This window comes from Microbispora amethystogenes, from assembly GCF_016863015.1.
Classification (GTDB): domain Bacteria; phylum Actinomycetota; class Actinomycetes; order Streptosporangiales; family Streptosporangiaceae; genus Microbispora; species Microbispora amethystogenes.
The window spans coordinates 1-26289 of sequence record NZ_BOOB01000054.1; the positions used below are offsets into that span (position 1 = coordinate 1).

At 72.0% G+C, this 26289-nt stretch carries 23 protein-coding genes; 9 read left to right on the plus strand and 14 right to left on the minus strand.

Annotation, left to right across the window (positions count from 1 at the left end):
* Positions 1 to 1445 (minus strand): ABC-F family ATP-binding cassette domain-containing protein (locus Mam01_RS30870; protein ID WP_204288716.1); only part of this gene is annotated, 1445 nt, incomplete at its 3' end.
* Between the two features lie 58 nt (positions 1446 to 1503).
* The gene (locus Mam01_RS30875; protein WP_204288717.1) at positions 1504 to 2430 is read right to left on the minus strand and encodes a 4-(cytidine 5'-diphospho)-2-C-methyl-D-erythritol kinase; all 927 of its coding nucleotides are present in this window, start codon (positions 2428 to 2430) and stop codon (positions 1504 to 1506) included.
* 301 nt (positions 2431 to 2731) lie between these two features.
* Between Mam01_RS30875 and Mam01_RS30880 the strand changes: the two genes are divergently transcribed.
* A complete protein-coding gene (locus Mam01_RS30880) occupies positions 2732 to 5875 on the plus strand; it encodes a serine/threonine-protein kinase (protein WP_204288718.1) in 3144 nt (1047 codons plus the stop codon).
* Positions 5876 to 5910: 35 nt separating this feature from the next.
* On the opposite strand, the gene rsmA is transcribed toward Mam01_RS30880, so the two are convergent.
* From rsmA to Mam01_RS30900, 4 genes are all read right to left on the minus strand, one after another.
* The gene (gene rsmA / locus Mam01_RS30885) at positions 5911 to 6783 is read right to left on the minus strand and encodes a 16S rRNA (adenine(1518)-N(6)/adenine(1519)-N(6))-dimethyltransferase RsmA (RefSeq protein ID WP_204288719.1); all 873 of its coding nucleotides are present in this window, start codon (positions 6781 to 6783) and stop codon (positions 5911 to 5913) included.
* 77 nt (positions 6784 to 6860) lie between these two features.
* Positions 6861 to 7718 carry a TatD family hydrolase gene (locus Mam01_RS30890; RefSeq protein ID WP_204288720.1) on the minus strand — a complete coding sequence of 286 codons (858 nt, stop codon included), beginning with the start codon at positions 7716 to 7718 and terminating at the stop codon, positions 6861 to 6863.
* 2 nt (positions 7719 to 7720) lie between these two features.
* Complete coding sequence (gene metG, locus Mam01_RS30895) at positions 7721 to 9307, minus strand: methionine--tRNA ligase (RefSeq protein ID WP_204288721.1); 1587 nt, start codon at positions 9305 to 9307, stop codon at positions 7721 to 7723.
* 77 nt (positions 9308 to 9384) lie between these two features.
* A complete protein-coding gene (locus Mam01_RS30900) occupies positions 9385 to 10614 on the minus strand; it encodes a glycosyltransferase family 2 protein (protein WP_204288722.1) in 1230 nt (409 codons plus the stop codon).
* Between the two features lie 293 nt (positions 10615 to 10907).
* On the opposite strand from Mam01_RS30900, the gene Mam01_RS30905 reads away from it, so the two are divergent.
* Positions 10908 to 12416, plus strand: a complete 1509-nt coding sequence (locus tag Mam01_RS30905) for a hypothetical protein (RefSeq protein WP_204288723.1) — start codon at positions 10908 to 10910, stop codon at positions 12414 to 12416.
* Here the strand turns inward: Mam01_RS30905 and rsmI are convergent.
* Entirely contained in the window at positions 12383 to 13213 is an 831-nt protein-coding gene (gene rsmI, locus Mam01_RS30910; protein WP_204288724.1) for a 16S rRNA (cytidine(1402)-2'-O)-methyltransferase, read from the minus strand. The genes Mam01_RS30905 and rsmI overlap by 34 nt on opposite strands.
* Before the next feature lie 144 nt (positions 13214 to 13357).
* On the opposite strand from rsmI, the gene Mam01_RS30915 reads away from it, so the two are divergent.
* Positions 13358 to 14965: a dolichyl-phosphate-mannose--protein mannosyltransferase gene (locus Mam01_RS30915; RefSeq protein WP_307820168.1), complete on the plus strand. Its 1608-nt coding sequence runs from the start codon at positions 13358 to 13360 to the stop codon at positions 14963 to 14965.
* A gap of 102 nt (positions 14966 to 15067) precedes the next feature.
* Positions 15068 to 16510, plus strand: a complete 1443-nt coding sequence (locus Mam01_RS37030; RefSeq protein ID WP_239101756.1) for a hypothetical protein — start codon at positions 15068 to 15070, stop codon at positions 16508 to 16510.
* 69 nt (positions 16511 to 16579) lie between these two features.
* Here Mam01_RS37030 and Mam01_RS30925 read toward each other — a convergent pair whose 3' ends face one another.
* From Mam01_RS30925 to Mam01_RS30940, 4 genes are all read right to left on the minus strand, one after another.
* Positions 16580 to 17404, minus strand: coding sequence for a cellulose binding domain-containing protein (locus tag Mam01_RS30925; protein WP_204288725.1), 825 nt, complete (start codon positions 17402 to 17404; stop codon positions 16580 to 16582).
* Between the two features lie 342 nt (positions 17405 to 17746).
* Entirely contained in the window at positions 17747 to 17914 is a 168-nt protein-coding gene (locus Mam01_RS30930; RefSeq protein ID WP_204288726.1) for a hypothetical protein, read from the minus strand.
* 220 nt (positions 17915 to 18134) lie between these two features.
* A complete protein-coding gene (locus Mam01_RS30935) occupies positions 18135 to 18788 on the minus strand; it encodes an ATP-binding cassette domain-containing protein (RefSeq protein WP_204288727.1) in 654 nt (217 codons plus the stop codon).
* A gap of 120 nt (positions 18789 to 18908) precedes the next feature.
* The gene (locus tag Mam01_RS30940; RefSeq protein WP_204288728.1) at positions 18909 to 19760 is read right to left on the minus strand and encodes a cellulose-binding domain-containing protein; all 852 of its coding nucleotides are present in this window, start codon (positions 19758 to 19760) and stop codon (positions 18909 to 18911) included.
* Between the two features lie 195 nt (positions 19761 to 19955).
* Here Mam01_RS30940 and Mam01_RS30945 point away from each other — a divergent pair, with 195 nt between their 5' ends.
* Complete coding sequence (locus Mam01_RS30945) at positions 19956 to 20690, plus strand: class I SAM-dependent methyltransferase (RefSeq protein WP_239101757.1); 735 nt, start codon at positions 19956 to 19958, stop codon at positions 20688 to 20690.
* Here the strand turns inward: Mam01_RS30945 and Mam01_RS30950 are convergent.
* Positions 20674 to 21048, minus strand: a complete 375-nt coding sequence (locus tag Mam01_RS30950; RefSeq protein WP_204288729.1) for a VOC family protein — start codon at positions 21046 to 21048, stop codon at positions 20674 to 20676. The two genes, Mam01_RS30945 and Mam01_RS30950, sit on opposite strands and share 17 nt — an antisense overlap.
* On the minus strand, positions 21045 to 21644 hold the full coding sequence (locus Mam01_RS30955) for a TetR/AcrR family transcriptional regulator (RefSeq protein ID WP_204288730.1): 600 nt from the start codon (positions 21642 to 21644) through the stop codon (positions 21045 to 21047). Before Mam01_RS30955 ends, Mam01_RS30950 begins: the two co-directional genes overlap by 4 nt.
* Positions 21645 to 21693: 49 nt before the next feature.
* Between Mam01_RS30955 and Mam01_RS30960 the strand changes: the two genes are divergently transcribed.
* From Mam01_RS30960 to Mam01_RS30975, 4 genes are all read left to right on the plus strand, one after another.
* A complete protein-coding gene (locus Mam01_RS30960) occupies positions 21694 to 22308 on the plus strand; it encodes a hypothetical protein (RefSeq protein ID WP_204288731.1) in 615 nt (204 codons plus the stop codon).
* A gap of 156 nt (positions 22309 to 22464) precedes the next feature.
* Positions 22465 to 23007 carry a hypothetical protein gene (locus Mam01_RS30965; RefSeq protein ID WP_204288732.1) on the plus strand — a complete coding sequence of 181 codons (543 nt, stop codon included), beginning with the start codon at positions 22465 to 22467 and terminating at the stop codon, positions 23005 to 23007.
* Between the two features lie 415 nt (positions 23008 to 23422).
* Positions 23423 to 24076, plus strand: a complete 654-nt coding sequence (locus Mam01_RS30970) for an MIP/aquaporin family protein (RefSeq protein ID WP_204288733.1) — start codon at positions 23423 to 23425, stop codon at positions 24074 to 24076.
* Between the two features lie 15 nt (positions 24077 to 24091).
* A complete protein-coding gene (locus Mam01_RS30975) occupies positions 24092 to 24661 on the plus strand; it encodes a ferritin-like domain-containing protein (protein WP_204288734.1) in 570 nt (189 codons plus the stop codon).
* A gap of 53 nt (positions 24662 to 24714) precedes the next feature.
* Here Mam01_RS30975 and Mam01_RS30980 read toward each other — a convergent pair whose 3' ends face one another.
* Complete coding sequence (locus Mam01_RS30980; protein ID WP_204288735.1) at positions 24715 to 26163, minus strand: alpha/beta hydrolase family protein; 1449 nt, start codon at positions 26161 to 26163, stop codon at positions 24715 to 24717.
* Between the last annotated feature and the right edge of the window lie 126 nt (positions 26164 to 26289).

The window sequence follows — 26289 nt, forward strand, 5'->3', positions numbered from 1 at the left end:
AGCCTGCCGTCCCCGAGCAGGGCCACGCAGCGGTCGGCCACCCGTTCCAGGAAGTAGCGGTCGTGGCTCACCACGACCAGCGTGCCGGCCCAGCCGTCGAGCAGGTCCTCCAGCTCGGTGAGGGTCTCGATGTCGAGGTCGTTGGTCGGCTCGTCGAGCAGGAGCACGTTCGGCTCGTCCATGATCAGCCGAAGGAGCTGGAGCCGCCGCCGCTCACCGCCGGACAGGTCGCCGACGACCTTCCACTGCGCCTCGCCCCGGAAGCCGAGACGTTCGAGCAGCTGGGACGCCGACCATTCCTTCTTGCCGACCTGGACGTACTTGCGCACCTCCTCGACCGTCTCCAGCACCCGCCGCGACGGATCGAGATCGTGCAGCTCCTGCGACAGATGCGCGAGCCGTACGGTCCGGCCCCGCACGACCCGGCCGGCGTCCTGCGTGACCGTGCCCGACAGCAGGCGCAGCACCGACGACTTGCCCGAGCCGTTGACCCCGATGAGCCCGATCCGGTCACCCGGGCCGAACTGGTAGGTGCTGTGGTCGAGCACGAGCGGCCCGGCGCCGGGACCTCCCGCGTGGAGCGTCACGTCCTCCAGGTCGAAGACCGTCTTGCCCAGCCGCGCCGAGGCGAAGCCGAGCAGCTCGACCGTCTCCCGCGGCGGCGGCTCGTTCGCGATCAGCGCCTCGGCGGCGTTGATCCGGAACTTCGGCTTCGACGTACGCGCCGGCGGGCCGCGCCGCAGCCAGGCGATCTCCTTGCGCATGAGGTTCTGCCTGCGCTCCTCGGCCGCCTGGGCGAGGCGGGCGCGCTCGGCCTTGGCCAGGACGTAGGCGGCGTAGCCGCCCTCGTACCGCTCGACCGTGCCGTCCACGACCTCCCAGGTCCGGGTGGCCACCGCGTCGAGGAACCACCGGTCGTGCGTGACCACCAGCAGCGCCGACCTGCGCCGGGACAGGTGGCCGGCCAGCCAGGCGATGGCCTCGATGTCGAGGTGGTTCGTCGGCTCGTCGAGGACGATCAAGTCGTGCTCGCCGATCAGCAGCCTGGCCAGCGCCGTACGGCGGCGCTCACCGCCGGACAGGGCCCCGGCCGGGGACGCCAGGTCGACGTCACCGAGCAGCCGGGCGAGGATCTCCCTGATCGCCGCGTCGCCGGCCCACTCGTGCTCGGCCCGCCCGGCCAGGACGATGTCCTTCACCGGCATGTCCGGGTCGAACTCGTCGCGCTGGGAGAGCATGCCCACCCGCAGGTTGCGCGTGTGCGTCACGCGCCCGCTGTCGGGCCGCAGGGTGCCGGAGATGATCGAGATGAGCGTGGTCTTGCCGCCGCCGTTGCGGCCCACGACGCCGATCCGGTCGCCCTGCTCGATGCCGAGAGAGACATCGGCCAGCAGGGGCTTGAGGCCGAAGGCGTGGGAGACCGACTCCAGATTGACCAGGTTCATCGTCCGCCAAGCCTATCCGCCCTCGGTCCCCTGAGCGTATTCGGCGAGCACGCGGGTCTCAGCCGACGACCTCGGCTCCGGGGACCGGGCCGGTGGCCGTGACGGCGGCCCGGCAACCCTCGGCGTTCTTGAGCCCGGCGGCGATCTCCGCGGCGTGCGTCTCCGACGCGGCGAGGAACGCGCAGGTCGGGCCCGACCCGGAGACGAGCGAGCCCAGGGCGCCCAGCTCGTCGCCGGCGTGCAGCGTGTGCGCGAGCGACGGCCGCAGGGACAGCGCCGCGGGCTGCAGGTCGTTGGTCAGTGCCCGCCCGAGGGCGACGGCGTCCCCCTCGCGCAGCGCGGCCAGCAGGGGTTCGCTCGCCACCGGACGGCCGGGGTCCGTCCCGGCCTCCTCGCGTAGGCGGTCGCACTCGCCGTACACGCGGGGAGTGGACAGGCCGCCGTCGGCGAGCGCGAAGACCCAGTGGAAGGAGCCCGACGTCTCCAGACGCGACAGCCGCTCACCCCGGCCGGTGCCCACGGCCGTGCCGCCGAACAGGGCGAACGGCACGTCGCTGCCGACGTCGGCGGCGATCTCCATGAGGTCCTCCGGCGGCAGGCCGAGGCCCCACAGCTCGTTGCAGGCCACCAGGGCGGCGGCCGCGTCGGCGCTGCCCCCCGCCATGCCGCCCGCGACCGGGATCGACTTGCGGATCAGCAGGTCGGCCCGGTAGGAGCGACCGGCCCGGCCGGCCAGCGCACGGGCCGCCCGTACGGCCAGGTTGTCGTCGTTCGCGGGCACCTCGCCCGCCGACTCCCCCTCGATCCGCACGGTCAGCGGCGGCGTGGCCGCCGACACGTCGCCGGGCTCGGCGGCCGTGACCTCGTCGAAGATCGAGACGGCGTGGAAGACGTTCACGAGGTCGTGGTAACCGTCCTCGCGCAACGGCCCGACCGCGAGTTGCAGGTTGACCTTCGCGGGCACGCGTACGGTGATCGCGCTCATCGGGCCGCCGCCCGCGGGACGTCCTGGCGGCCGGCCCTGCGGGCGGCCTGCGGGTTCGCTCCAGACATGGGACCCGAGCCTAACGTGGTCCCGTTCCGCGCCCGGCCAAGAGAAGCCCATAAACAAGGGCGAAAGCCGTACACGTCCCGGTACGGTGACCTCAGATCCGCCCCCGTGCCGGCTTCCGTGACGTCTCCGTCATGACCGCCTCCGGCACCGCCCCCTGGGAGCCCTGATCGATTCCGACGCCACCACCCCCCTCGCCCCGAGCGACCCGGAGACGATCGGCGACTACCGGCTGGTGGGCCGGATCGGCTCGGGCGGCATGGGCACGGTCTACATGGGCGTCTCCCCGGAGGGGCGGCACGTCGCGGTCAAGGTGATCCGGGCCGGGCGCTCGGGCGACTCCGGCTTCACGGCGCGGTTCGCCTCGGAGGTCGAGCACGCCCGCGCCGTCGCGTCGTTCTGCACCGCCCAGGTGCTCGGTCACGGCGAGACGCCGGACGGACGGCCGTACATGGTCACCGAATACATTCCCGGCACACCGCTCGACCGGCACATCGCGACGGACGGACCGCTGGAGCCGGGCACCCTGCACGGCGTCGCGTTCGGCGTGGCGGCGGCACTGACCGCGATCCACGCCGCCGGGCTGGTCCACCGTGACCTCAAGCCGTCGAACGTGATCCTGTCGATGTCCGGCCCCCGCGTGATCGACTTCGGGATCTCGCGGGCCGTGGACGCCACCCACGGCCACACGGGGACCGACGAACTGGTCGGCACCCCCGGCTGGTGGGCGCCCGAACAGCTCCGGGGTCTCCCGGTCACCCCCGCCGCCGACGTCTTCACTTGGGGCTGCCTCGTGGCGTACGCCGCCACCGGGCGCCACCCCTTTGGGGAGGGCGACCCGATGGTCCTCGCCCACCGTCTGCTGGAGAGCGCACCCGATCTCGGTACGCTGCCCGCGCCGCTGGACCGCCTGGTCCGCCGGGCGCTCGACCGGGAGCCGCGCAACCGGCCCACGTCGCAGGAACTGCTGCTCGACCTCGTCGGCAGCCGGCCCGACCCGACCACCCAGGTGATCGAGGGCCCGTGGGACCCGCCCGTGCTTCCGTCCGGGCCGCGTCCGCCCGTGCCGCGCCCCCGGCGGCGGACCGGGAGGCTCCTCGCGCTGGTCGCCTCCGCCGTGGCTCTCGCCATCGTCGCGGGCCTCGTGGTCGGGCTGCTGACCTCCCGCTCCGGCGGCCCTCCGCCCGTCGGCCGGGCGAGCGACGTGGGCCGCCGCATCGAGATCGGTGACGTCCAGGTCGTCGTCCCGCCCCCCGCCTGCCACCCTCCGACCGGCGCCGCCCCGGCCGGCTCCGGCGCGGCAGACGGTGGCGCGGCAGACGGTGGCGCGGCGCGAGCCGCGGTGCTCAGCGCGAGCGCAGCAGACGGCGCCGAGGTCGAGGGTCGCGTGGTCGGCGCCGGCGAGGGTGACGGTCGCGTGGTCGGGCTGGGTGCCGCCGAGGATGGCGAAGCCGGCGACGGCCTGGTGTGCCGGATCGACTGGATCATGCTCAACATGGGCGGCGCCGACGCTGAGCCGGCCGGCCCGCCCGACCTTCTCGACGACCGGAGCGTGCCGCACCACCCCCGTGCCTCCCGCTCCGCGCCCGCCACGCTCGCGCCGGGGGCGATGGTCACGCTCAGCGCCGAGTACGCGCTGCCCTCCGGCCGTACGGCCGCCCGCCTCGACGGCTCGTTCGTCGCCCACGCGCCGGTCGTCCACGTGCGTCTCCCCCCGCCCGGGGACGCCTACGGGAAGGCGCCCGGGGAGGGGCCCCGGCGGGCCGCGCCGGAACCGGCCCCCGTGAGCCCTGCCGCTGGGACTGCTGCCTCTGTGAGTCCTGCCCAGGCGAGCCCGGCCCCCCGAAGCCCCGGCCGTGAAAGTCCCGGCCCCGTGAACCCTGCCTCCGTGAGTCCTGCCCCCGTGGGCCCTGTCTCCGGAGGGACGCCGGACGCCGCCCGGGAGGCGACCGGCGCGACGGCGGCGACGCCCGGAGCCGGAGCCGAGGGCGGCGACTGCGCACGGGCCGGCCCGGCCGACTTCGACGGAGACGGCTTCGACGACGCGGTGGTCACCGACCCGCTGGCCCCGAGCCCGGACAGCACGGCGGTGGGGTCGGGCCGTCTGTACCTCCTGCGCGGCGGGCCTCCATCGAGGTCGGCGCCCGTGGTCACCGCGTTCGACGCGGCGGCGCCCGGCTGGACGGCTCGCGCCGCGCACATCGACGGCGACCGGTGCCTGGATCTCGTGGTCTCGACCCCTTACGCGTACGGGGGCGCGGGTCAGGTGCAGGCGCACGGCGCGGGGGTGGCGTACGTCTACTGGGGCGGGCGCGACTTCGGCACGCCCGGCGCGCCCCGGACCGAGCTACGCGCCCCCGAGGCCAGGACCGACGCCCACTTCGGCTGGTCCCTCGCCGTGAGCGACCCGTCGCCCGATGTCGGCACCGGCGCCACCGGGAGCGGTGCGGGCGCGCAGGGGGTGGTCGTGGCCGGCGCGCCGCACGAGGACGCCGACGGCAAGGTCGACTCCGGAGCCGTCTACGTCTATCGGTTCACCGGCCGCGACCCCGGCACGCCTCAGCGCATCACCCAGGACTCGCCCGGCGTCCCGGGAGGGTCCCAGCCGGGCGACATGTTCGGCTGGTCGCTCGCCCTCGGGCGGCTCGGCGGCGCGGCCGGGCCGCTCGACCTCGCCGTGGGCGCGCCGTTCGAGGACCAGGAGGAGAACGGCCAGGCGGACACCGGAGCCGTCACGGTGATCTACGACGTGGCGACCCGGCCGTGGGCCTACCAGGGCGCCGGGTGGAGCATCTCCGGCCTCACCGGCGACCTGCCGTCCCATCCCGGCGACCGCCTCGGCTACTCCCTCGCGTACGGCGCGGGTCACCTGGCGGCAGGCGCCCCCGGAGCCGATCCGTACGACACCCGTGACGCGGGGGCCGTCCTGCTCTTCCAGGCGGCCGGTCCGGGGCCGCGGTTCGTCCGGCTGCTGGGCGCGCAGGCCGAGGCGGGCGAACGCGGCCGGTTCGGCTTCTCCCTCGCGATGGCCGGGTCGTCCCTGCTCGCCGGGGCTCCCGGACAGGCGCTGCCGGGCGTGCCCGAGGCGGGGGCGGTCCACGTGATCCCGCTCACCGGTCCGCCCGGCCGCGTCGTGCTCCGGGAGGACAGACCCGCGCCGTACGACCATCTGGGGTGGAGCGTCGGCGGCACGGCGGACGGCCGGGTGCTGGCCGGGGCTCCGGACGCCGGGGTGACGGGCGCGGCGATTTATACGAGGATCCCCCGCGCCGGGGCGTCTTCCGGCTCCGGACCTTCTCCCAGGCCCGGCGAGCGGACGGTGCTTCCCGGGCCGGACGGCGCGGACACCCTCGACTTCGGCGCCGCCGTCGCGGGCTGAACGCCGCGGGCGGCGCGAGGGTGGCGGTCAGGGGGTCAGGGAGTGGTCGCGGGGCGGGGGGTTCTGGCGGGGCGCTGCTCGGCGATGCGGGCGAAGTCCTCGATCCGCAGTTGCTCGCCCCGAGCCGAGGGGTCGACTCCAGCCCCGACCAGCGCCTCCTCGGCCGCGGCGGGCGTACCGGCCCAGGAGGCGAGCGCGGCGCGCAGCGTCTTGCGGCGCTGGGCGAAAGCCGCGTCGACGGCCGCGAAGACCTCCTCGCGGGTCGCCGTCGTCGACGGCGGCTCGCGCCGTACGAGGGAGACCAGGCCCGAGTCGACGTTCGGCGCGGGCCAGAAGACGTTGCGCCCGACCGGCCCGGCCCGGCGCACGTCGGCGTACCAGGCGGCCTTGACCGAGGGCACGCCGTAGACCCGCGAGCCCGGCGCGGCGGCCAGGCGGTCGGCGACCTCCGCCTGCACCATCACCAGCCCGCGCCGCAGCGACGGCAGCACCCGCAGCAGGTGCAGCACGACCGGCACCGACACGTTGTACGGCAGATTGGCCACGAGCACGGTCGGCTCGGCCGGGAGGTCGCCGGGGCCGACCTTGAGCGCGTCGGCGTGCACCACGGTCAGCCGGCCCGCCACCTCGGGAGCCCGCTGTTCGACCGTCAGCGGCAACTGACCGGCCAGCACCGGGTCGATCTCCACGGCGACGACCTCGGCGACCTGCGGCAGCAGCGCGAGGGTGAGCGAGCCGAGCCCGGGGCCGATCTCGATCGCCACGTCCTGCGGGGTGACCTCGGCGAGCCGGACGATCCGGCGGACCGTGCCGCCGTCGATCACGAAGTTCTGCCCCAGCTTCTTCGTCGGGCGGAGGTTCAGCTTCTCCGCCAGCACACGCACTTCGACCGGCCCGAGCAGACTCATGCCTCCAGTGTCGGGCATCCCCGCGCCGGTCCGGACCACGGCCAGGCGCAGCCTGCCTGAGCCACCGCGCGGGCGCCTCACCAGGCGCCGAACGCGGCCTCGCCGTTGACGGAGATCCGGGCCGCGAGATCGGCGACGTCCATGCCCTTGACCTCGGCGAGGCAGCGGAGCGTGAGCGGGACCAGGTAGGGCGCGTTCGGCTTGCCCCGGTGCGGCGTCGGCGGCAGGTAGGGCGCGTCGGTCTCGACCAGCACGAGCTCGGGCGGGGCCACCGCCGCCGCCTCACGGAGATATCCGGCGTTCTTGTACGTCACCGGGCCGGAGAACGACATGTAGTAGCCCGCGTCCACGCACCGCTTGGCCATCTCGGCGTCGCCGGAGAAGCTGTGGAAGACGACCACGTCCGGGGCGCCCTGGTCGGCGAGCACGGCGAGCACGTCGTCGTGCGCGTCCCGGTCGTGGATCACCAGGGCCTTCCCGGTCCGCTTCGCGATCTCGATGTGCGCGCGGAAGCTCGCGTGCTGGTCCTCCTTGGAGGCCCAGTCGCGGTAGTAGTCGAGCCCGGTCTCCCCGACCGCCCGCACGTCCGGCTGCCGCGCGAGGTCCTCGATCTCGGCGAGGACCTCGGGCGTGGACGCGTGGGCCTCGTTGGGGTGGATGGCCACCGCGGCGTACACGTCGCGGTGCCCGGCGGCCACGGCGGCGTTCCAGCGGGAGGACGGCAGGTCGTACCCGACGGTCACCAGGCGGGTCACGCCGACCGCCCTCGCCTCGGCCACGATCGACTCGACGCTCGCCCCGGCCGCCTGGGCGGCCAGCGCGACCGGGTCGCCGGACGACGCCTGCCGGTTGCCGACCATGATGTCGAGGTGGCAGTGGCTGTCGAACACCTCCGCGGGCAGCGCCTCGGGCGGCGCCGGACGCTCTCGCGACATGGTCAGGCGTTCTCCAGCCTCGGGAAGAGGATCTCTCCCTTGACGACCTGCGCCCCGGCGGGAAGCCGGCCCCAGGTGGCGACGTCGGCGATCCGCTGGTCCGCGAGCGCGCCGAGGTGCGGTTCCGCCCCGAGGGACGCCCAGAGCTTCTCAGCGGTGCCCGGCATCACCGGGTGCAGCAGCACCGCGATGGCGCGCAGCGACTCGGCCGCCGTGTAGAGGATCGTCGCGAGGCGCGCCTGCCCCTCGGGCGAGTCGTCCTTGGCGACCTTCCAGGGCGCCTGGTCGCTGAGGTAGCCGTTGACCTGCTTCACGAAATCGAAGATCGCGCCGATGCCGGCGGAGAAGTCCAGGTTGTCACCGATCAGGGTGTCCGCCTGGGCCGCCGCGGCGGCCAGGCCGTCCGCGATCGCCCGCTCGGCGGGACCGGCATCCGTCGCCTCGGGAAGCCTGCCGTCGAAGTACTTGCCGACCATCGCGGCCACCCGGGACGCCAGGTTGCCGAAGTCGTTGGCGAGTTCGGAGGTGTAGCGGGCGGAGAAGTCCTCCCACGAGAACGAGCCGTCCTGGCCGAAGGGGATCGCCCGCAGGAAGTAGTAGCGGTAGGCGTCCACGCCGAAGTGCTCGGTCAGCTCGCGCGGCGAGATGCCGGTCAGGTTCGACTTGCTCATCTTCTCGCCGCCGACCATCAGCCAGCCGTTGGCGAAGACCCCGCGCGGCAGCGGCAGGCCGTTCGCCATCAGCATGGCGGGCCAGATCACCGCGTGGAAGCGGAGGATGTCCTTGCCGACCAGGTGGATGTTCGCCGGCCAGGTGGCGTCGAACTTCTCCTGGTCCGAGCCGTATCCGACGGCCGTGGCGTAGTTGAGCAGGGCGTCGACCCACACGTAGATGACGTGCTTGGTGTCCCAGGGGATCGGGACGCCCCAGTCGAAGGTCGACCGCGAGATCGACAGGTCCTGCAGGCCCTGCTTCACGAACGACACGACCTCGTTGCGCGCCGAGGCGGGCCGGATGAAGTCGGGGTTGCTCTCGTAGAACTCCAGCAGCCGCTCGCCGTACGCGGAGGTCCGGAAGAAGTAGTTCTCCTCCTTCAGCCACTCCACCGGGCGCTTGTGGATCGGGCACAGGTCGCCCTCCAGCAGGTCGCCGGGCGACTTGTACTCCTCGCAGGCGACGCAGTAGGGCCCTTCGTAGCCGCCCTTGTAGATCTCGCCCTTCTCGTACAGGTCCTGCACGAACTCCTGCACGCGGTCGGTGTGGCGCGGCTCGGTCGTACGGATGAAGTCGTCGTTGGCGATCTGGAGGTGCTCCCAGAGCGGCTTCCAGGCGTCCTCGACGAGCTTGTCGCACCACTCCTGGGGCGTGACGCCGTTCGCCTCGGCCGTGCGCATGACCTTCTGACCGTGCTCGTCCGTGCCGGTGAGGTACCACACCTTCTCGCCGCGCTGGCGGTGCCAGCGGGTGAGCACGTCGCCCGCGACGGTCGTGTAGGCGTGGCCCAGGTGCGGGGCGTCGTTGACGTAGTAGATCGGCGTCGTCACGTAGTACGCCGACTCCCCGGATGCTGTCGTTCCTGTAGCCGCCATGTGCGAATCCTATCGGTCCGCGACCGGTGCCTCCCCTTGATAAAGGGGCGGCACACGGGGGCCCGGGGAACTCCGGATCAGGCCACGGACTCGCGGTTGACGTCCTGGTTGACGGCCTCGGCGGCCTCCTCGGCGGCGGACGCGGCGATGTCGGCCGGGGTCTCCCGCGAGCGGCGGATGCCGAGGATGCTGATGAACAGCGACGCGAAGATCGTCTGGAAGCTCATGACGAACGCGGTCGCCGACGGCACGACGAGACGCAGCGACTCGGCCGGGATCAGCTCGCCGAAGCCGCGGCCGCCCCAGTGGGACAGCGAGGCCACCAGGCCGGCGAGACCGGCCACCGCGAGCGCGCCGCCGGCCAGCAGGCCGCGCTCCAGCGTGACGATGTCGACCAGCTTCCTGACCCGCCGGTCCTCGGGGAGGAAGCCCTCCTCAGCCGCGTACACCTTGGTGAACAGCGCGAACAGCACGGCCTGGAAGCCGATCACCACCATCGCGGACGCGCCGACCAGCGTGTCGACGTCGAAGGCGAGCTTGCCGATGCGCACCTGGCCGAACGTGAGCGCGGCGCCGGCGACGAGACCGAGGGTCATCAGCACCAGGCCGGGGATGAAGAACAGCCAGCGCGGGCTGTAGAGCATCAGGAAGCGCAGGTGGCGCCAGCCGTCCCGCCAGGAGCGCAGGTGCGGCGGGCGGGAGCGGCCGTCGGGCGACAGGGTGGTCGGCACCTCGCGGACGTCGAGCCCCTGCAGGGTCGCCTTGACGACCATCTCGGAGGCGAACTCCATGCCGCCGGTCTGCAGCCCGAGCCGCAGGATCGATTCGCGGCGGAAGCCCCGCAGGCCGCAGTGGAAGTCGCCGATCTCGCTGGGGAAGAACAGCCGGCCGATGAAGGACAGGACCGGGTTGCCCAGGTAGCGGTGCAGCGGGGGCATGGCGCCCGGCGCGATCCCGCCGCGGAACCGGTTGCCCATGACCAGCTCGGCGCCGTCCCGGAGCTGCTCGACGAAGGGCATCAGGTTGGTGAAGTCGTAGGAGTCGTCGGCGTCGCCCATGATCACGTACCTGCCGCGGGCGGCGCGGATGCCGCCGATCAGGGCGTTGCCGTAGCCCTTCGCGTCGACGTGGACAACCCGGGCGCCCGCGTCGCGGGCCAGCTGTTGCGAGCCGTCCGTGCTGCCGTTGTCGGCGATGACCACCTCACCGTCGACTCCGTTCTCCCGCATGCAGTCAAGGGCCTTGCGGACACAGATCTCAACGGTCTCGGCCTCATTGAGGCATGGCATGACAACGGTAAGTTCCACGTCGCAACTCCTTGCATATGACGGCAGGACACCAATGATGCCTGCTTCCCGGTAGCGTCCGAGTCAAGTCGGCGAAACGGCTGGCATTCTGTAACCGTGACTCCACCCACCGCCGGAGCGGCGGGCGGCCCGCGTCACCGCCCGGACGGCGACGCAGAGGACGGGCCCGGCCCCGGGAATCGGAAGACATCACCGACGAGATCCGAGGGGAGGAAGCGCGGACCCGCCCGCCTGCCAAGGCAGCCGGTCGCCTCCGCGCGACGCTGATGGTCGCGGTCGCGGATCCACCCTCGGTGGACACGGCGCCGCTCGGCCGATGGGGCCGCGCGGTCGCCCTGGTGCGCCGGCACCGGATCTTCTCGGCCACCCTGGGCGTGGCCTTCGTGCTGCGGATCGTCACGATGCTCGGCTTCGGCCCGGCGATGTGGTTCAACGACTCCTACGACTACGTCTCCGTGGCGCTGCGCCCCCGGCCGCACCCGATCCGCCCCGACGGATACAGCTTCTGGCTGCTCCTGCTCAGGCCCTTCCACAGCTTCTCGCTCGTCATCCTGACCCAGCACCTGATGGGGCTGGCCGTGGCGGTCCTGATCTACGCGCTGCTGACCAGGAGGTTCGGGCTGCCGGGCTGGGGGGCCACGCTCGCGGCGGCCCCCGTGCTGTTCGACGCCTACCAGATCCAGCTCGAACAGCTGGTCATGTCGGACGCCATGTTCATCCTGCTCGTGGTGGGCGTGGTGACGCTCGTGCTGTGGCGGGAGAGGATGACCTGGCTCGGCGGGACCGCCGTCGGGCTGCTGCTCGCGGTGACGGCGCTGACCCGGAGCATCGGCCTGCCGATCCTCGCGCTCGTCGTCGCGTACCTGGTGATCAAGCGGGCCGGATGGCGGCCGATCGCCGCGATGGTCGTCGCCTGCGCGCTGCCCGTCCTGGCGTACATGGGCTGGTTCAAGGCGGTGAACGGGCAGTTCGCGATGACCAACAGCGACGGGGTCATCCTCTACATGCGGACGTCGCTGTTCGCCGACTGCCACAAGATGGACATCGACGAGCGGCGCGAGCTGGAGCTCGCCCTGCTGTGCATCAACACGCCGCCGGACGAGCGCGGCCTCTACTCCCAGGCGTACCTGTGGTGGGACGACCAGAACCAGCTCCACGTGTTCGGGTCGGGCATGAAGTTCACCCCGGAGATCAACGCGAACGCGAGCGCGTTCGCGAAGAAGGCGATCCTGTCGCAGCCCGGCGACTACCTCGCGGCGGTGGCCAAGGACTTCCTCCGCGCCTTCCACTGGGGCCGCCCGCGCTTCCCGGACGCCAAGACCTACATGCAGTACGAGTTCTCCAACGACTACACCCGCAAGCTGCCCAAGTGGAGCTCGTACCACAGCACCACCGACAAGGACGCCGAGGCGTACGAGAACGGGCCGGCCGCGACGCGGGTCGTCTCGCCCTGGTCGGACTTCATGATCGGTTACCAGAAGGTCGTCCGGCTGCCGGGCCTCGTGCTGGGCCTGCTGCTGCTGTTCGGCCTGTACGGCGTGGTGCGGCGCTGGCGCGAGCTCGGCGGGCCCGCGCTGCTGCCCTGGCTGGGGTCGGCCGGCCTGATCCTGGCGCCGGCGGCGACCGCCGAGTTCGACTACCGCTACCTGTTGCCGGCCGTCCCGCTCGCCTGCCTCGCCGCCGCGATCACCGCGCGCGACCTCGTACGGCGCCGGGCCGGAGCGCGGGCGGAGCAGCCAAGTGACCAGGCGGACCAGGGAAAGAGCGGTCAGGGGGAGACGGAGGTGTGGACGGCGTTGTAGAGGTCGCGCCTGGAGACGCCCGCGGCCTTGGCCACCTCGACGATGGCCTGCTTGCGGGGGACTCCCGCGGTCTCGCGCCGGGCCACCTCCTCGACCAGCTCGTCGATGCCGGGCGCGGCCTCCTCGGCCGTCCGGCCCGCCACGACGAGCGTGATCTCTCCCCTGACCTCGCCGGCCGCCCAGTCGGCCAGCTCGCCGAGGCCGCCGCGCCGCACCTCCTCGTACGTCTTGGTCAGCTCGCGGCAGACGGCGGCGGGCCGTCCGGGGCCGAAGGCCTCCGCCATCGCCTCCAGGGTCGCCCGCAGGCGGTGCGGCGCCTCGAAGAAGACCATCGTGCGCTCCTCGGCCGCCAGCGAGGCGAGCCGCCGGGCCCGCTCCCCCGGCTTGCGCGGCGGGAAGCCCTCGAAGCAGAACCGGTCGCTCGGCAGTCCCGACACGGCGAGCGCCGTCGTCACCGCCGACGGGCCGGGCAGCGCCGTCACCGGCAGGCCGGCCTCGACCGCGAGACGGGTGAGCCGGTAGCCGGGGTCGGACACCCCGGGCATGCCGGCGTCGGTGATCACCACGACGGTGCGCCCCTCGCGCAGCGCCTCCAGCAGTTCGGCGGCCCGCGCGCTCTCGTTCGCGTCGTAGTAGGACACCACCCGGCCCGTCGGGGTCACCTCCAGGTCGGCGGTGAGCCGTCGCAGCCGGCGGGTGTCCTCCGCCGCGATCACGTCGGCCGTCGCGAGCACCTCGCGAAGCCGGGGGGAGGCGTCTTTGGGCTGGCCGATGGGCGCCGCGGCGAGAACGAGCACCCGTCCACCCTATGACCGGCGCGCGGCCGCCCCGCGACGTTCCTCGTTCGCCCAAGGTGTGAAACATTCACGGTGAGAGGCGCGCAGAGCGCGATCACCGCGCGAATCGTGTCCTCCGAGGGGACTCACCAGTAATCTGTCCGGGTGGCCGTGACCGACTATTCCCACAAGGCGTTCGAGCAGCCGGAAGAGGAACCGGAGGGGGAAGCCCCCGCGGTGTCCCTTCGCGACCGGCTGGTGCCGCCCATGCCCGGCAGCGTCATGTGGGGCTGGGTCGGCCCCATCGTGATCGCGTTGTTCGGCGCGTTCCTGCGCTTCTTCCGGCTGGGCACGCCCCACGCGGTCGTCTTCGACGAGACGTACTACGCGAAGGACTCGTGGGCGACGGTCAGGTACGGCGCCGAGCGGCAGTTCGTGGACGGCGCGGACAAGCTCCTGCTCGCCGGGAACGACCACATCTTCAAGCAGTGCCCGAGCGTCAGCGAGTGCGCCTCGTACGTGGTGCACCCGCCCCTCGGCAAGTGGATGATCGGCCTCGGCGAGGTGATCTTCGGCCCGAACCCGTACGGCTGGCGGTTCGCCGCCGCGCTGCTCGGCTCGCTGTCGATCCTGATCCTCGCCCGCACGGCCCGCAGGATGACCCGTTCGACGCTGCTCGGCTGCGTCGCCGGTCTGCTGCTCTCTCTCGACGCCCTCCACTTCGTGCTGTCCCGCACGGCCCTGCTGGACATCTTCCTGATGTTCTGGGTGGTCGCCGCGTTCGCCTGCCTCGTCGCCGACCGCGACTGGTTCCGCTCCCGGCTGGTCGCCTGGAACGAGGCGGGGTCGCCCGACGACGGCCCGCGTACGGGCCTGCGGCCCTGGCTCCTCGGCGCCGGGCTCTGCCTGGGCGCGGCCCTGGCCACCAAGTGGACCGCCGCCTTCTACATCATCGCGTTCGGGGTCATGGTGCTGCTGTGGGACCTCGGCGCGCGGCGGACCACCGGGGTGCCGCGCCCCTTCCGCGCCGTCGTCGTGCGCGACCTGCCGCTCGCGGCGGCCTGGATGGCCGTCGTCCCGGCCCTCGCCTACCTCGTCTCGTTCACGGGGTGGTTCGTCACCGACAAGGGCTACGGGCGCAACTGGGAGCAGGCCACCGCCAACGGCCCGGTCTACTTCGTCTTCGACTCGCTCCGGTCGTGGTTCGACTACCAGCACCAGGTGCTGAGCTTCCACACGGGCCTCGAACAGACCCACCCGTACCAGTCGAGGCCCTGGCAGTGGCCGCTGCTGCTGCGCCCGGTGGCGTTCTTCTACGAGTCGCCCACGACGTGCGGCGCGCCCAGCTGCTCCTACTCGATCCTCGGCACCGGCACGCCGATCATCTGGTTCGCCGGGCTCCTCGCGCTGATCGGCATGATCGCCTGGTACGTCGCGACCCGCGACTGGCGCGCCGGCTCGGTGCTGCTCGGCTACGCCGCCGGGTGGCTGCCGTGGTTCTACTTCTCCATCTCCGACAACCGGACGATGTTCGCGTTCTACGCGATGCCGATGGTGCCGTTCATGATCCTGGCGATCGTGCTGGGCTGCGGGCTCATCATCGGGCGGGCCGATCCCGCCCGGCCGAACCGCCGGGTGGTCGGCACCGCCGTCGTCGGCGCGTTCGTCCTCCTGTCGTTGGTCAACTTCGGCTGGCTCTATCCGGTGATAGCGGCCGAGGTCATCCCGTACGACTCCTGGCACGCGAGGATGCTGTTCGACTCCTGGATCTGACACCCCCGTATGGTTGGGCCGTACCGTTGCGCCCAGAGGGGGTGGTCGTCAGTGATACCGGGTCGTCGTCAACGATGGGGTCGATACGGCAGACTGCGGGTCATGCCCGCACCTGACGTCGCCGCGCTCCTGGCCCAACTGGAGCGCTCCGAACCGGACATCGCCGAGCCCGCCCGCGTCGCGGTCGAATGGCTCGCCGGCGGCGAGGCGCTGGAGACGATCAGCCAGTTCGACGTGTGCGAGTTCCTCTGGTACACGTTGCCGATCAAGGTCCCGGGCGACCAGGCGACCATCGCGCGCGCGCTCGGCAAGCTGCTCCGCCTCGCCGGGATGGAGCGGTACGCCGCCCTGTGCGACTCCCCCGCCACGGCCCGGATCCTGCTCACGTACGCCCGGGAGGGCGAGGAGGCCGGCACCTCGGCCTATCACCGCGAGCTGGAGTCGACGGGGGTGCTGCCCCCGGACGTCGCCGAGCTGTCCTGGAGCTCGATCATGGGCCCGGAGGAGCTCGGGGCGCACGTCGCCTGCGCCGCCGCGCTGGAGCTCGCCATCGTCGCCGGCGAACCCGTGGACCGCGAGGAGCTGACCCGCCGCTGGCTCACCGCCCCGCGGACGGAGCTGGGCGGCGACTGCTGGCTCCACCGGGTGCACGGCGAGCGGCTGAACCGCTGGGTGCTCGGGCGCGGCACCGCCCGCCGCGAGCTCGCCCAGCCCTTCGAGGTGCGGCTGCACGCGCCCATCGAGGCGCCGGCCGAGCCCCACCTGGAGCCGCTGCGCTGGCTGCTCGACCTGGCCCGCACGGGCGTCCGCCTGACCGAACGGCTCAACGTCGGGCGGGCCGTGGCGGCGGAGGCGGCGGGCCGCTTCGGCTGGGCCGCCCGCACGGGCCTCCGTACGGGGGCGGCGGGCACGGGATCGGGCACGGGATCGGGCACGGGATCGGGCACGGGATCGGGCACGGAGCCGCGGGCGGTGCGCGGCGAGGCCGACGTGCCCGCCATGACCGAACTGCGGCGGATCGCCGTCCACGACCTCGGGGCGCTGCGGCGCAGCGGGCGGCGGCTGGTGCTCACGACCACCGGCCGGAACCTCCTGGACGATCCCGCCGCCCTGTGGGAGGCCGCCGCGGCCACCCTGCTCGTCCCCGCCCCCGGCGAACACGACTTCGAGATCTCCATCCGCGAGTCCGCGTTGATGATCCTGGTGGACGGCGATGCCGTACCGGACAGCGACCTGCGCGACCGGGTCGCCGAGGTGGTCAACGGCGAGGGCTGGCGTTCGGCCGACGGCGGCCGGGTCACCGGCGTGGACCTCTCCCATCCGCTGGCCCGGCTCCGGCACCGTCTCGACGCCCTCGGCCTCGCGGCTGACGGGGTGCGGGCGTCCGAGTCCCCAGCAGGGCCGTTCCTCGCGGGGGACCGGGAGCCTTCCGGGTCCGCCCGGGACGCGTACGTCTGGCGGCTCACCGGCACGGGCCGCCGCGCCGCACTGGCCGCGCTGCGCGCGCAGGCGCTGCGCCCCCGCCAGTACGCCGGCCTCGGGTGAGATCCACGCCGAAACCGGTGGGACACGCGGGCGACGCCGCCGGACAGACGGCGGTGTCAGGCGGCGCTGTCAGGAGGTGCAGCCGATGGTGTCGTTGAGCCTGAAGTCGTCCGGACTCGGGTTGGTCCCCGAGTGGGTGCCGTTGAACCCGATGTTCAGCGTCTGCCCGGGCGCGATGTCCTTGACAAAGGGCGGGGCCGTCGCGGTCACCTTCGTACCGGTCTGGGACCAGATGGCCACCCACCCGTACGTCACCTGCTGACCGGCGGTGAAGTTGAAATCGAGCTTCCAGTTGTAGATGGGGGTGGAACCCGTGTTGGTGAGCGCGATGTTCACCGCCATCCCGCCCGGCCAGGTGAACGGATAGTACTCCACGCGGCAGGTGAGCCGCGGACTCGCCGACGGCGAGGTGACGACGTCGTTGACGATCTTCACGGAGACGGTCCCCGACGCGGGCCCGGTCGCGCCCTTCGTGTCCACGGCCACGATGTACAACTCGTGTATCTGGGAGGGCACGCCGTAGGGCGGCCACGGCAGGTAGACGTCGCCCAGCGTGGCCGTGGACGAGAACGTCGCCACGGTGACCGCGACGCCGTCGCGGTTCTCCCGGACCTGGTAGCAGGCGATGCCGTCGTCGTCGGTGGCGGGGGCCCAGCGCAGCCGGGCCATGTTCATGTACACGCCGATCACCTCCGGGGTGCCCGGCGCGCTGGGCGGCGCGTTCGGCGACGTCGGCGTGGTGGGGCAGGTAGGCGCGGAGGGCGACACTGACGGGGACGGGGACGGCCGCGGGGTCGTGTACGCCATGGCCTGGCCCGTCGTCGGCAGGGTGAGCGCGGCGGCCGCCAGCAGCCCCGCGGTGATCCAACTAGCCGTTCTCGTCGTCTTCCGCATCCTCTTCACTCCTCGTCAACCAGCCGGTATCGTCTGCCCGGATCGTCGGCGTGGCGGTGAACAAGTTCAACCCTGCGAGGGGCGGGTGCGGCCACACGCTGCGATCATCCGTTCGCTGCTCTGTAAATTTCACTCCGGCCGCGGCGCTCCGCGAGCGTGGGCCGTCGGCGCGCGGGGTGTGCACGACCTCGGCCGGTGGTTCCGGCGCGGCGCGCCGCACGGCAAAAAGCCGGCGCTCGCCGTGCCCCGGCCCCGAGCGTCGTGGGCGGAAACGGAAGGGCCGGCCCCGCCTGAGCGGGACCGGCCTCCAGTTCTAGCGTGCGCCGTGGCGCCGTCGCCTGGTTACGGCAGGGCCTCGATGACGGCGTCGCGCCAGTCGTAGTGCATCCAGTCGTAGTTGGCGGGCAGCCCGCCGGTGACGGCGGCCAGTTCGCTGTCGTCCAGCGGGCGAGCGGTCGTGTCGAACTCGTTTATCTCTGATGAGACCTTTCCGGTAAGGAACGTGCTCACTCAAGGTCGCAGGTGCGCCTTGGAGGTTACTTGTCCGTCGCTGGGCGATCACTAGGCCGATGACCGGCCCGTCCTGGTTTGCGACTAGTGCCGCGTAGTGCCCTCCGCGCGCCAGCAGGTCCCGGTGCCGGCCGTGCTCCACGATCCGCCTTCCGTCGATCACCACGATCTGGCCGGCGTCCCGTACGGTGCTCAGGCGGTGCGCGATGACGATGCGGGTCTACGGCAGCATGGCGAGGTTCCACTCGATCCTGGCCTCGGTGACCGTGTCCAGGTGGCTGGTCGCCTCGTCCAGCAGCAGCGCCGTGGGACGGCCGAGCAGGGCCCGGGCGAGCGCCAGCCGCTGCCGCTGACCGCCCGACAGGCCCATGCCCTCCGACAGTCGCGTGTCGTAGCCGAGGGGCATCGCCTCGATCTCCTCGTGGAGGCAGGCCAGCCGGGCGGCCTCCACGACCTCCGCGAGCGACGCGTCGGGGCGGGCCAGCGCAATGTTGTCCCGGATGGTGCCGGTGAACAGATGCGGCTCCTGCGTGACCACCCCGAAGTGGCGGCGCAGCGCGCCCCGGTCCAGCGCGTCGAGCGGGACGCCGTCGAAGCCGACCGTGCCGGTGGTGGGCTGGTGGAGGCCGAGCATGAGGCGGGCCAGCGTGCTCTTGCCCGAGCCGGTACGGCCCACCAGCGCGACCTTCTCCCCCGGCCGGACGTCCAGGGTGATTCCGCGGAGGGTCCACGGCGCCTGCGGGTCGTGACGGTAGGAGACGTTCGTCAGCCGGATCCCGCCGCGCGGCCGGGACAGCCGGACCCCGCCCCGTGGCTCGGGGGCCGACTCCATGATGTCGGCCAGCCGCTCGACGTGGACGGCCGCCTCCTGCAACGTCCGCGCGGTCGCCTGCAGCGAGGTGATCGGTCCCAGCGCAGCGGCGGCCAGCGCGCAGAGCGTCAGCGTCTCGCCCAGCCCCGCCGTCCCTCGGCCGGGCGACGGGAACCGCAGCGGTCAGGAGGCGCAGGAGGCGCCGTTGAGGGTGTACCTCGTCGGCGACGGGTTCGAGCCGGTGTGGCTGCCGAGGAAGCCGATGGTCACGGACTTGCCCGGCGCGATGGTCTTGTTCCAGTCGAGGTTCGCCGCCGTCACCTCGGAGCCGGCCTGCGACCAGGTGGCCGACCAGCCCGTGGTCAGCTTCTGCCCGGGGTCGGGGAAGATGAACTTGAGGCGCCATCCGCTCACGGGCGTCTCGGTCGCGTTGGTGATCGTGATGCTCGTGCTCATCCCGCTCCACCAGTCGGAGGAGCTGACCGTCACCCGGCAGGTGACCACGGCCGGTGAGGCCGAGGGCGAGGGCGGGTAGACGATGTCGTTGTAGATGGTCACGGACACGGAGCCGGACGGCGGGCTGACCGCGCCCTTCGTGTCCACCGCCACGACGTAAAGCTGGTGGACCTGGGAGGGAGTCGTGCCGGGCGGCCAGGGCAGGTAGACGGAGCCCGAGGTGACCGTGCCCGCGAAGGTCCCAACGACCCTTTCGGCGCCGTTCCACACCTCGCGGACCTGGTAGCAGGCGATGCCGTCCGCGTCGCTGGCGGGCGCCCAGCGCAGGAGGACCTGCGTCAGGAAGACCTGGACGTCCTGCGGCGTTCCCGGGGCGGTCGGCGGCGTGTTCTGCTCCGACGGAGGCTGTATCGCCGGGCAGGGAGTGGGACTCGCCGTCGGCGACGGGCTCGGCGGAAACGTCGTATAGGCCACCGTGGTCCCGGCGGTCGCGCGGGCCGCCGCGGGCGCGACGATCGCGGCCCCCGCCAGCAGGGCCGCCGTGATCCAGGCGCCCGTCCCCGTTCTGCTCCGTGTCATCCCCACTCCTTGTGTCGGCCGGCCCCCTTGCCCCGGATCGTCCGGGAATCTGGACTCGTGGTCAATGAAACGCGGGCGCGTGAGACCGTACGCCTGGGACGGACGGCGCACGGCCCTGCAACTTTCATCCGGAGTCCCCCGTCCGGTCAGGCCCGGCACTGTACGGCCGGACGCCGACGGCGGTACAAACTGATCGTGAAGCCACGTGCGAACTATGGGGTGGACGCGCCGGGGGTGCTCGCCGGGCTGGCGGTGGGCGGGATCGCGGAGACCGGGCTCGCCGTGATCCTCTTCGGCGTCGACTGGGTCGCCCCGGCGGTGGTGCTCCTGGTCGGCGGGATCATGATGCTGACGGGCGCCGCCTTCTTCGCGCACACCACATTGCGCGGCAAGTTCCTGGTCTGGGACGAGGAACTGGACCGGCTCGGCCTCACCGGGAACGAACGTGTCCTCGATCTCGGCTGCGGGCGCGGGCTCGTCCTGCTCAGGGCCGCGGCGAGGGTCCCCGGCGGCCACGCGACCGGGCTGGACCTGTGGACCGCGGACCAGTCGGGCAACACGGCGGAGGCCACTTCGGCCAACGCCGCCGCCGAAGGAGTCACCGGCCGGGTCACCCTGGTCACCGCCGACATGCGCGACCTCCCCTTCGCCGACGCGGAGTTCGACGTGGTCGTGTCGAGCCTCGCCGTCCACAACATCCCCGACGACGAGGGGCGCGCGCTGGCCGTACGGGAGGCGTTCCGCGTGCTGAAGCCGGGCGGCAGGCTACGCCTGGCCGACTTCCGCAACGCCCGCCGGTACGCCGCCGTGCTCCGCGAGTGCGGGGCGGCCGACGTCGAGGTGTACGACCTCGGCTGGCGGTTCTGGTACGGCGGGCCACACGCCAGGACGACGATGGTCGCCGCCACCGCGGTCAGGCGGGAGACATGACCTCGTAGAGGTTGCGCGTGGCGTCGACGAAGAACAGCCCGCGCGGGCACAAAGGGTGGTCGATCCGGCCGTTGTCGGGATGGGCCGGATGGCTGCCGTAGGGCACCCCGGCCTCCCGCAGCCGGGCCAGGATCCGGTCGAACGTGTCCGGATCCACGTCGAAGGCCAGATGCACGCCGATGGGGTCGTCCACGGTCATGAAGTCCAGGGTCAGCGTGTCGTTCACCCGTACGGGCGCGAAGTGGCCCTCGCGGCCGGCGGGCGGCAGCTCCTCCAGACCCATGATCGAGGCGAAGAAGCGGGCCGCCTCGCGGTTGTCCGCGGCGGGGACGATGGTGTGGTTCAAGGTGATGGTCACGCCGGGCTCCCGGGGATGCCGCTCACGGGGGTGCCGAGGGTGCCGTGCAGGAGGACGTCGACGAGCTCCCCGGGAGATGAGCCCAGGTCGCCGGACGCGGGAAGGGGCCGGGTGAAGAGCATCCCCAGGAAGACCGACGCGACCTTTCCGGGCTCCAGGCGCAGCGCCGCCCGGTCGGGCTCGATCAGCTCGACGATCGCCTCGTGGGTCGCCTTCATCGACGCCTCCCTGCCACCGGTGGCCCGCCGGTCTCCGGAGCCGCGCTCGCGGCGGTGCCCGCTGCCGTGCAGGGCGCCGATCACGGTGCCCATGCGGCCCAGGTGGGCGCGCAGCGCCTCGGCCGCCTGCGTCAGCCGATCGGCCAGCGGTTCGTCGAGGGAGATCGAGGCCAGTTCGCGTAGCACGTGGCCGGGGTTCATCGCCTCGGCGAGACACGCGTCGAGGAGCTCGTCCTTGTCGGCGAAGACCCGGAAGATCGTGCCCTCCCCGATGCCGGCCGCACGGGCGATCTGGCTGGTGGTCACGGCCGCGCCGTGTTCGGCGACCAGCGGAAGCGCAGCGGCCACGATCATCTCTCTGCGTTGCTCGGTGCTCATCGCCGGCGCTCGCCGGCGTGGTGTCGTCGTTTCTGTCATGTGATCCATAGTGCGGAGTGAGCACTCACTCCGTCAAGGGAAATACGTCACCGCTCCCGACCCTGTCGTCGCCGCCGAGCTTCTGCTTGCGAGCCTTCTCTCGGGCCCACTGAAGTTGTCAGTCCCGTTCGCCATGATCGGCACGCGTACCGAGCACACACGAGGGAGTGCCATGGCTGAGATCATCAAGCGCCTTCTCGACCCCTGGAAGATAGAGCCGTACCTGCGGGGGGTCGCGGACGTCGAAGCGCCGTGGAGCGTCGCCGGAGGCACCTCCGGCGACGAATGGATCACCATCGGTCCCGACGGCATCGCGCTCGACGCCGCCCACTACGGTCACGCTCTCATCGAGTACGAACTCTGGGACGGCGAGCCGCCCGCCTCGGACTGGGAGGAAAGCCGGTCCGGGAGCATCTACCTGACCTCCGGAAAGATCTGCGCGATCACTTCGTACGTCGAAGAAATCGATGAAGACGGGGATTTCGATCTCGGCCGCCCAGGCCAGGAGTGGCGGTTCAGAGCCCACCGCAAGCCCCTCAGCCACGAGAACTTCACCGCGGACGTCATCCGCCTCTCGCTGTTCAAGCTGCAGTTCTGGGCACCCACGGAGGACAGCCGGATGTGATCGGGTTCACTGACTGCTCGCCGGCCCCGCGAGCCGCCGCGAACTCCGCCGCGAGCGCGCTGAGGTCGCGTCGCACGGCCAGGGCGGGCAAGCCACTGGGCGCCACGGCAAGCCTGTTCCAGGTCAGTCCCAAGTGCGCGACGCCATGCTGGCTTCATGGACCTGAGCGAGGCTTTCGAGGGACTCACCACGACCGTGACCCCGGGTCGCCGCATGCCGGGCAAGATCGGGATGGGCATCCTCCTGATCTGCTGGCTCACGCTCGGCGTGCTGCCCTTCGTGGTCGCGGTGCCGGACTTCCAGCTGGCGACCGGGAAGATCGGCACCCCCGGCACCCTCACCGTCGTCTCCTGCGTCTCCCTCGGTCAGGGACGCTACGACTGCAAGGGCCGGTTCGTCCCCGACAGTGGTGGAGACGCGGTCCCGGTGGCCGCCTCACCCGACTCGGAGGCGGGGGACGTGACGCGGGCCCAGCTCACCCCCGAGGGCGACCGGGCGCTGCCGTCCGGCACGAAGGGCGTCCTGCGGGCCATGACACTCCCCGCAACCGGCCTCGTGGTGCTGGCCTTCCTGCCGTACGTCCTGCTGTATGTCTTCAAGGTCAGGCGGGGCCGCAGAACCTCCGTGATCGCGGGATCGGTGGTCGCCACCCTGTCCCTGGTACTGATCGTGATCGGCCTGGTCGCCGCCACCTCCTGACCACCCTGCCGGCCAGCGCGGCCGTGAGACCTCTGGTTGTGCGTGAAGTCGATCTCGGGTTCTGGCGTGCGAGCCGCCTTTGGGAAATCGAAACCAAGACACTCTGTGCACAGGGGACCGACAATCTGATTACGGGGAGACAGTCGGCGGCTTCTCTCTTTGAACGCCTTTGTTCGGTCGCTTTCTGTTCCTCATTCGTGGGCCGGCCGCGCCTTTCGGCGGATGCCGTGGAGTTCCTGCGTGTGCGGATGCCGAGCATCTGACAAGAGCCCTCATCTATGGTTCGGCGATCCGTAAGGGTCCGTAAAGGGCCGTAAGAAGCCCGCAATCTCCTGAGCTGCGGATCATGGAACTATCTGGATGCGCTGCCGCGCTTGCGTGACCGGTCTCGGTTCACACGTAGAGAGGACAATCCATGCGCAGCTACATCACGGAATTCATCGGAACGTACTTCCTGGTTCTTACGGTCGGTGCCACGGTCTTGACGAAGACGCCCTTGGCGCCCGTGGCCATCGGCGCGATCCTGACGGTCATGGTGTACGCCGGAGGACATGTCTCCGGTGCCCACTACAACCCCGCCGTGACCTTGGCCATGCTCCTCCGCGGCCGGAGCAGTCCGGCGGACGCCGTTCCCTACTGGATCGCCCAGCTGGCGGGCGGTGTTCTCGCCGCGCTTACCGCTACCTATATCGTCAATCCCCGCAGCGTGCAGACGCTGTCGCCCTCTGGGCGCGAACTGGGGGTCGCGCTGCTGGCCGAGGCGCTGTTCACGTTCGCGCTCGCGTACGTGGTGCTGAACGCGGCCACCAGCAGGGACCACCCTGGCAACAGCTTCTACGGCCTGGCCATCGGATTCACCGTGACGGCCGGCGCGTTCGCGGTCGGTGGCATTTCCGGTGGCGCCTTCAACCCGGCCGTCGCCGTCGGCGCCGCCTCCATGGGGCTTCTCGCCTGGTCCAAGATCTGGGTCTGGCTCCTGGCCGACCTGGCCGGCGGCGCCCTGGCCGGGGTCGCCTTCCTCGCGCTCAACCCGAAGGAACGCGCCCCGCTGGAACTCTCCACAACCTGACCGCCTGGAGCCGACATGATCAGCGCACGCGAAGTCGTCGAGCAAGCCGGCATAGATGTGAATGAACTGATCGACCGGCTCACCTCCGCCGCCGCAGCGGAGCTGGACGCCTTCTACCGGTACACGATTCTGACCGCTTATCCGCTCGGTTTCGCCGATGAGGAAATACGCCAGATCCTCAAAGACATCCGCGATGAGGATCGCCACCACTTCGACGCACTCGTCAACCGCATCTACGAACTGGACGGAACGCTTCCCGGGGACATCCGGCAGTTCCTGGGAAGCGGACATGCGTCGCCGTGGGGATTCCCCGGCGATGCGCAGGATCCGGTCACGACACTCACCGAAGACGTACGACGCGCCGTCCACCCCTACGGAGGCCTGTGCGACCTCACCGAAGGCAGGGATCAACGCACCTTCGTGCTGGCCCAGGCGATCCGCAACGAGAAGACCGAACACATGGCGTGGCTGGAAGAGTTCCTCAGCACAGGACCGCCTGCGCGCTTCCGCCCCGGCTTCCGCGGCCGCTCCCCCTTCCTCTCCCGTCTGTCTGTCGCTTCCGAGAGGACCGACGCCTCGGCCTGATCGACGCTTCCGCTCCACTTCCTCGGCCCTGCTGAACGTCGGCGGACAGCGCATCAGTCACGGTCCCCGTCGTCCTTCGGCTCGGGCCGGTGGACGGCGAGGTCGCCGTACGGGCGCAGGAGCGTGGCCAGGTCGCCGGGTTTGTCACTCAGGGTGGCGTCGAGGAAGGCCCTGGTGGCCGCCGTGGTGACGGACAGGCCCCCGGTGCGGCCCAGGGAGCCGACAACGGACGGCACCGGCGGCAGGTAGAGCGGTGCGTCGGCGAAGGTGAGGTGCGCCGCGCCGGGGACCGTGATCCGGTAGCTCTCCGACGTGCTCAGCGCGATGATCCGGGTGAGACGAGGGATGTACGACGGGTTGTCGGCCGGGTCGACGGGATGGGTGAGCGCGAGCACCGGCTGATGGTAGGGCTGGGGCGCGGGGTCGTACGGGTAGCCGTCCAGGTCGATCACCGCCGCGAACCGGGAGTCCTGGCGGGCGGCCCGCAGGGCGGCGCCTCCGCCGATGGAGTGCCCGGTCGCCGCCGCCCGCGCGGTGTCGAGCCGTCCGGTCAGCGGGCCGCGGATCTCTCCCCTGTCGAGGCGGCCGAGCTGGGTGAGGACGAAGCTGAGATCGGCGGCCCTGACCGCCGTCCAGCCGGTCGCGAGCCGTCTGTCCTCCTCGTCGTCGCCGGTGGCCACGACCCGCGTGCGGATCGTCCGTCCATCGTCGAGCACGACGGCGGCGGAGTCGTACGGGTGGTCGAGGGCCGCGACGACGTAGCCGCGGCCGGCCAGTTCCTCCGCCCACGCGGTGTTCTGGGTGCGCACGCCTCCCAGCCCGGGAGAGAACAGCACGATCGGGAACCGCCCGGCCGCCGCAGGCACGTCGTACACGGCGCCGGTGCGGGCACGGACCGCGTCATCGAGCAGGAAGGCGGGCACGCCGATGTAGCCGGTCAGGCCGTCGGCGACCGTACGCGCCTCCCGCTCGGTGCGGCCGAGATACCGGGCACGGGGACCGGCCGTGCCCTTGGGCGCGGGGTACCACAACTGGACCACGACCGTGCGGTGGTCGCCGGGCTCATCGGTGGCGGGCTCCGGGCGAGAGGTGTCGGTCCACTGCATCACGGCTGTGCCCACCGCGTACGGACCGGACGGCCCGGGGAACACGGGCACGGGCACCGCCCAGGCGGCGGCCGCGCTCGCACAAACGAGGCCGAGGCAGACCACGACTCCCGGCAGGGTCAGCCACCGTCTCACCGGCCACGCCGGGCGTCCAGCGAGTACTGGCACGGCGAACGCGAGTGCGACCAGGACGCCGGCCAGCGCGGGCGCCAGCTGCCAGCGCAACCCGCGCACGGTCAGCACGCTCCCGGACAGGGCGACGACCGCCGCCGCGGCGAGCGCGACCGGCCGCCGGGCTGGGGGTGGGCACCACCGCGACGACAGCAGGGCGACGACGCCCAGCAGAAGCAGGATCTCCAGGGGTGACATGCCGATCCCCGCGATGGTCTCGATCACGCGACCAATCGTTGATCACGCAGGCCCCTCGCGCGTCCCCCTGGTGTCCCTGCTTTCGTGCGACCGCAGTCGCATCATCGCGCCGACAGTGATCCCGGAGTCTGATCACATCGGTCCAGGGGTGCC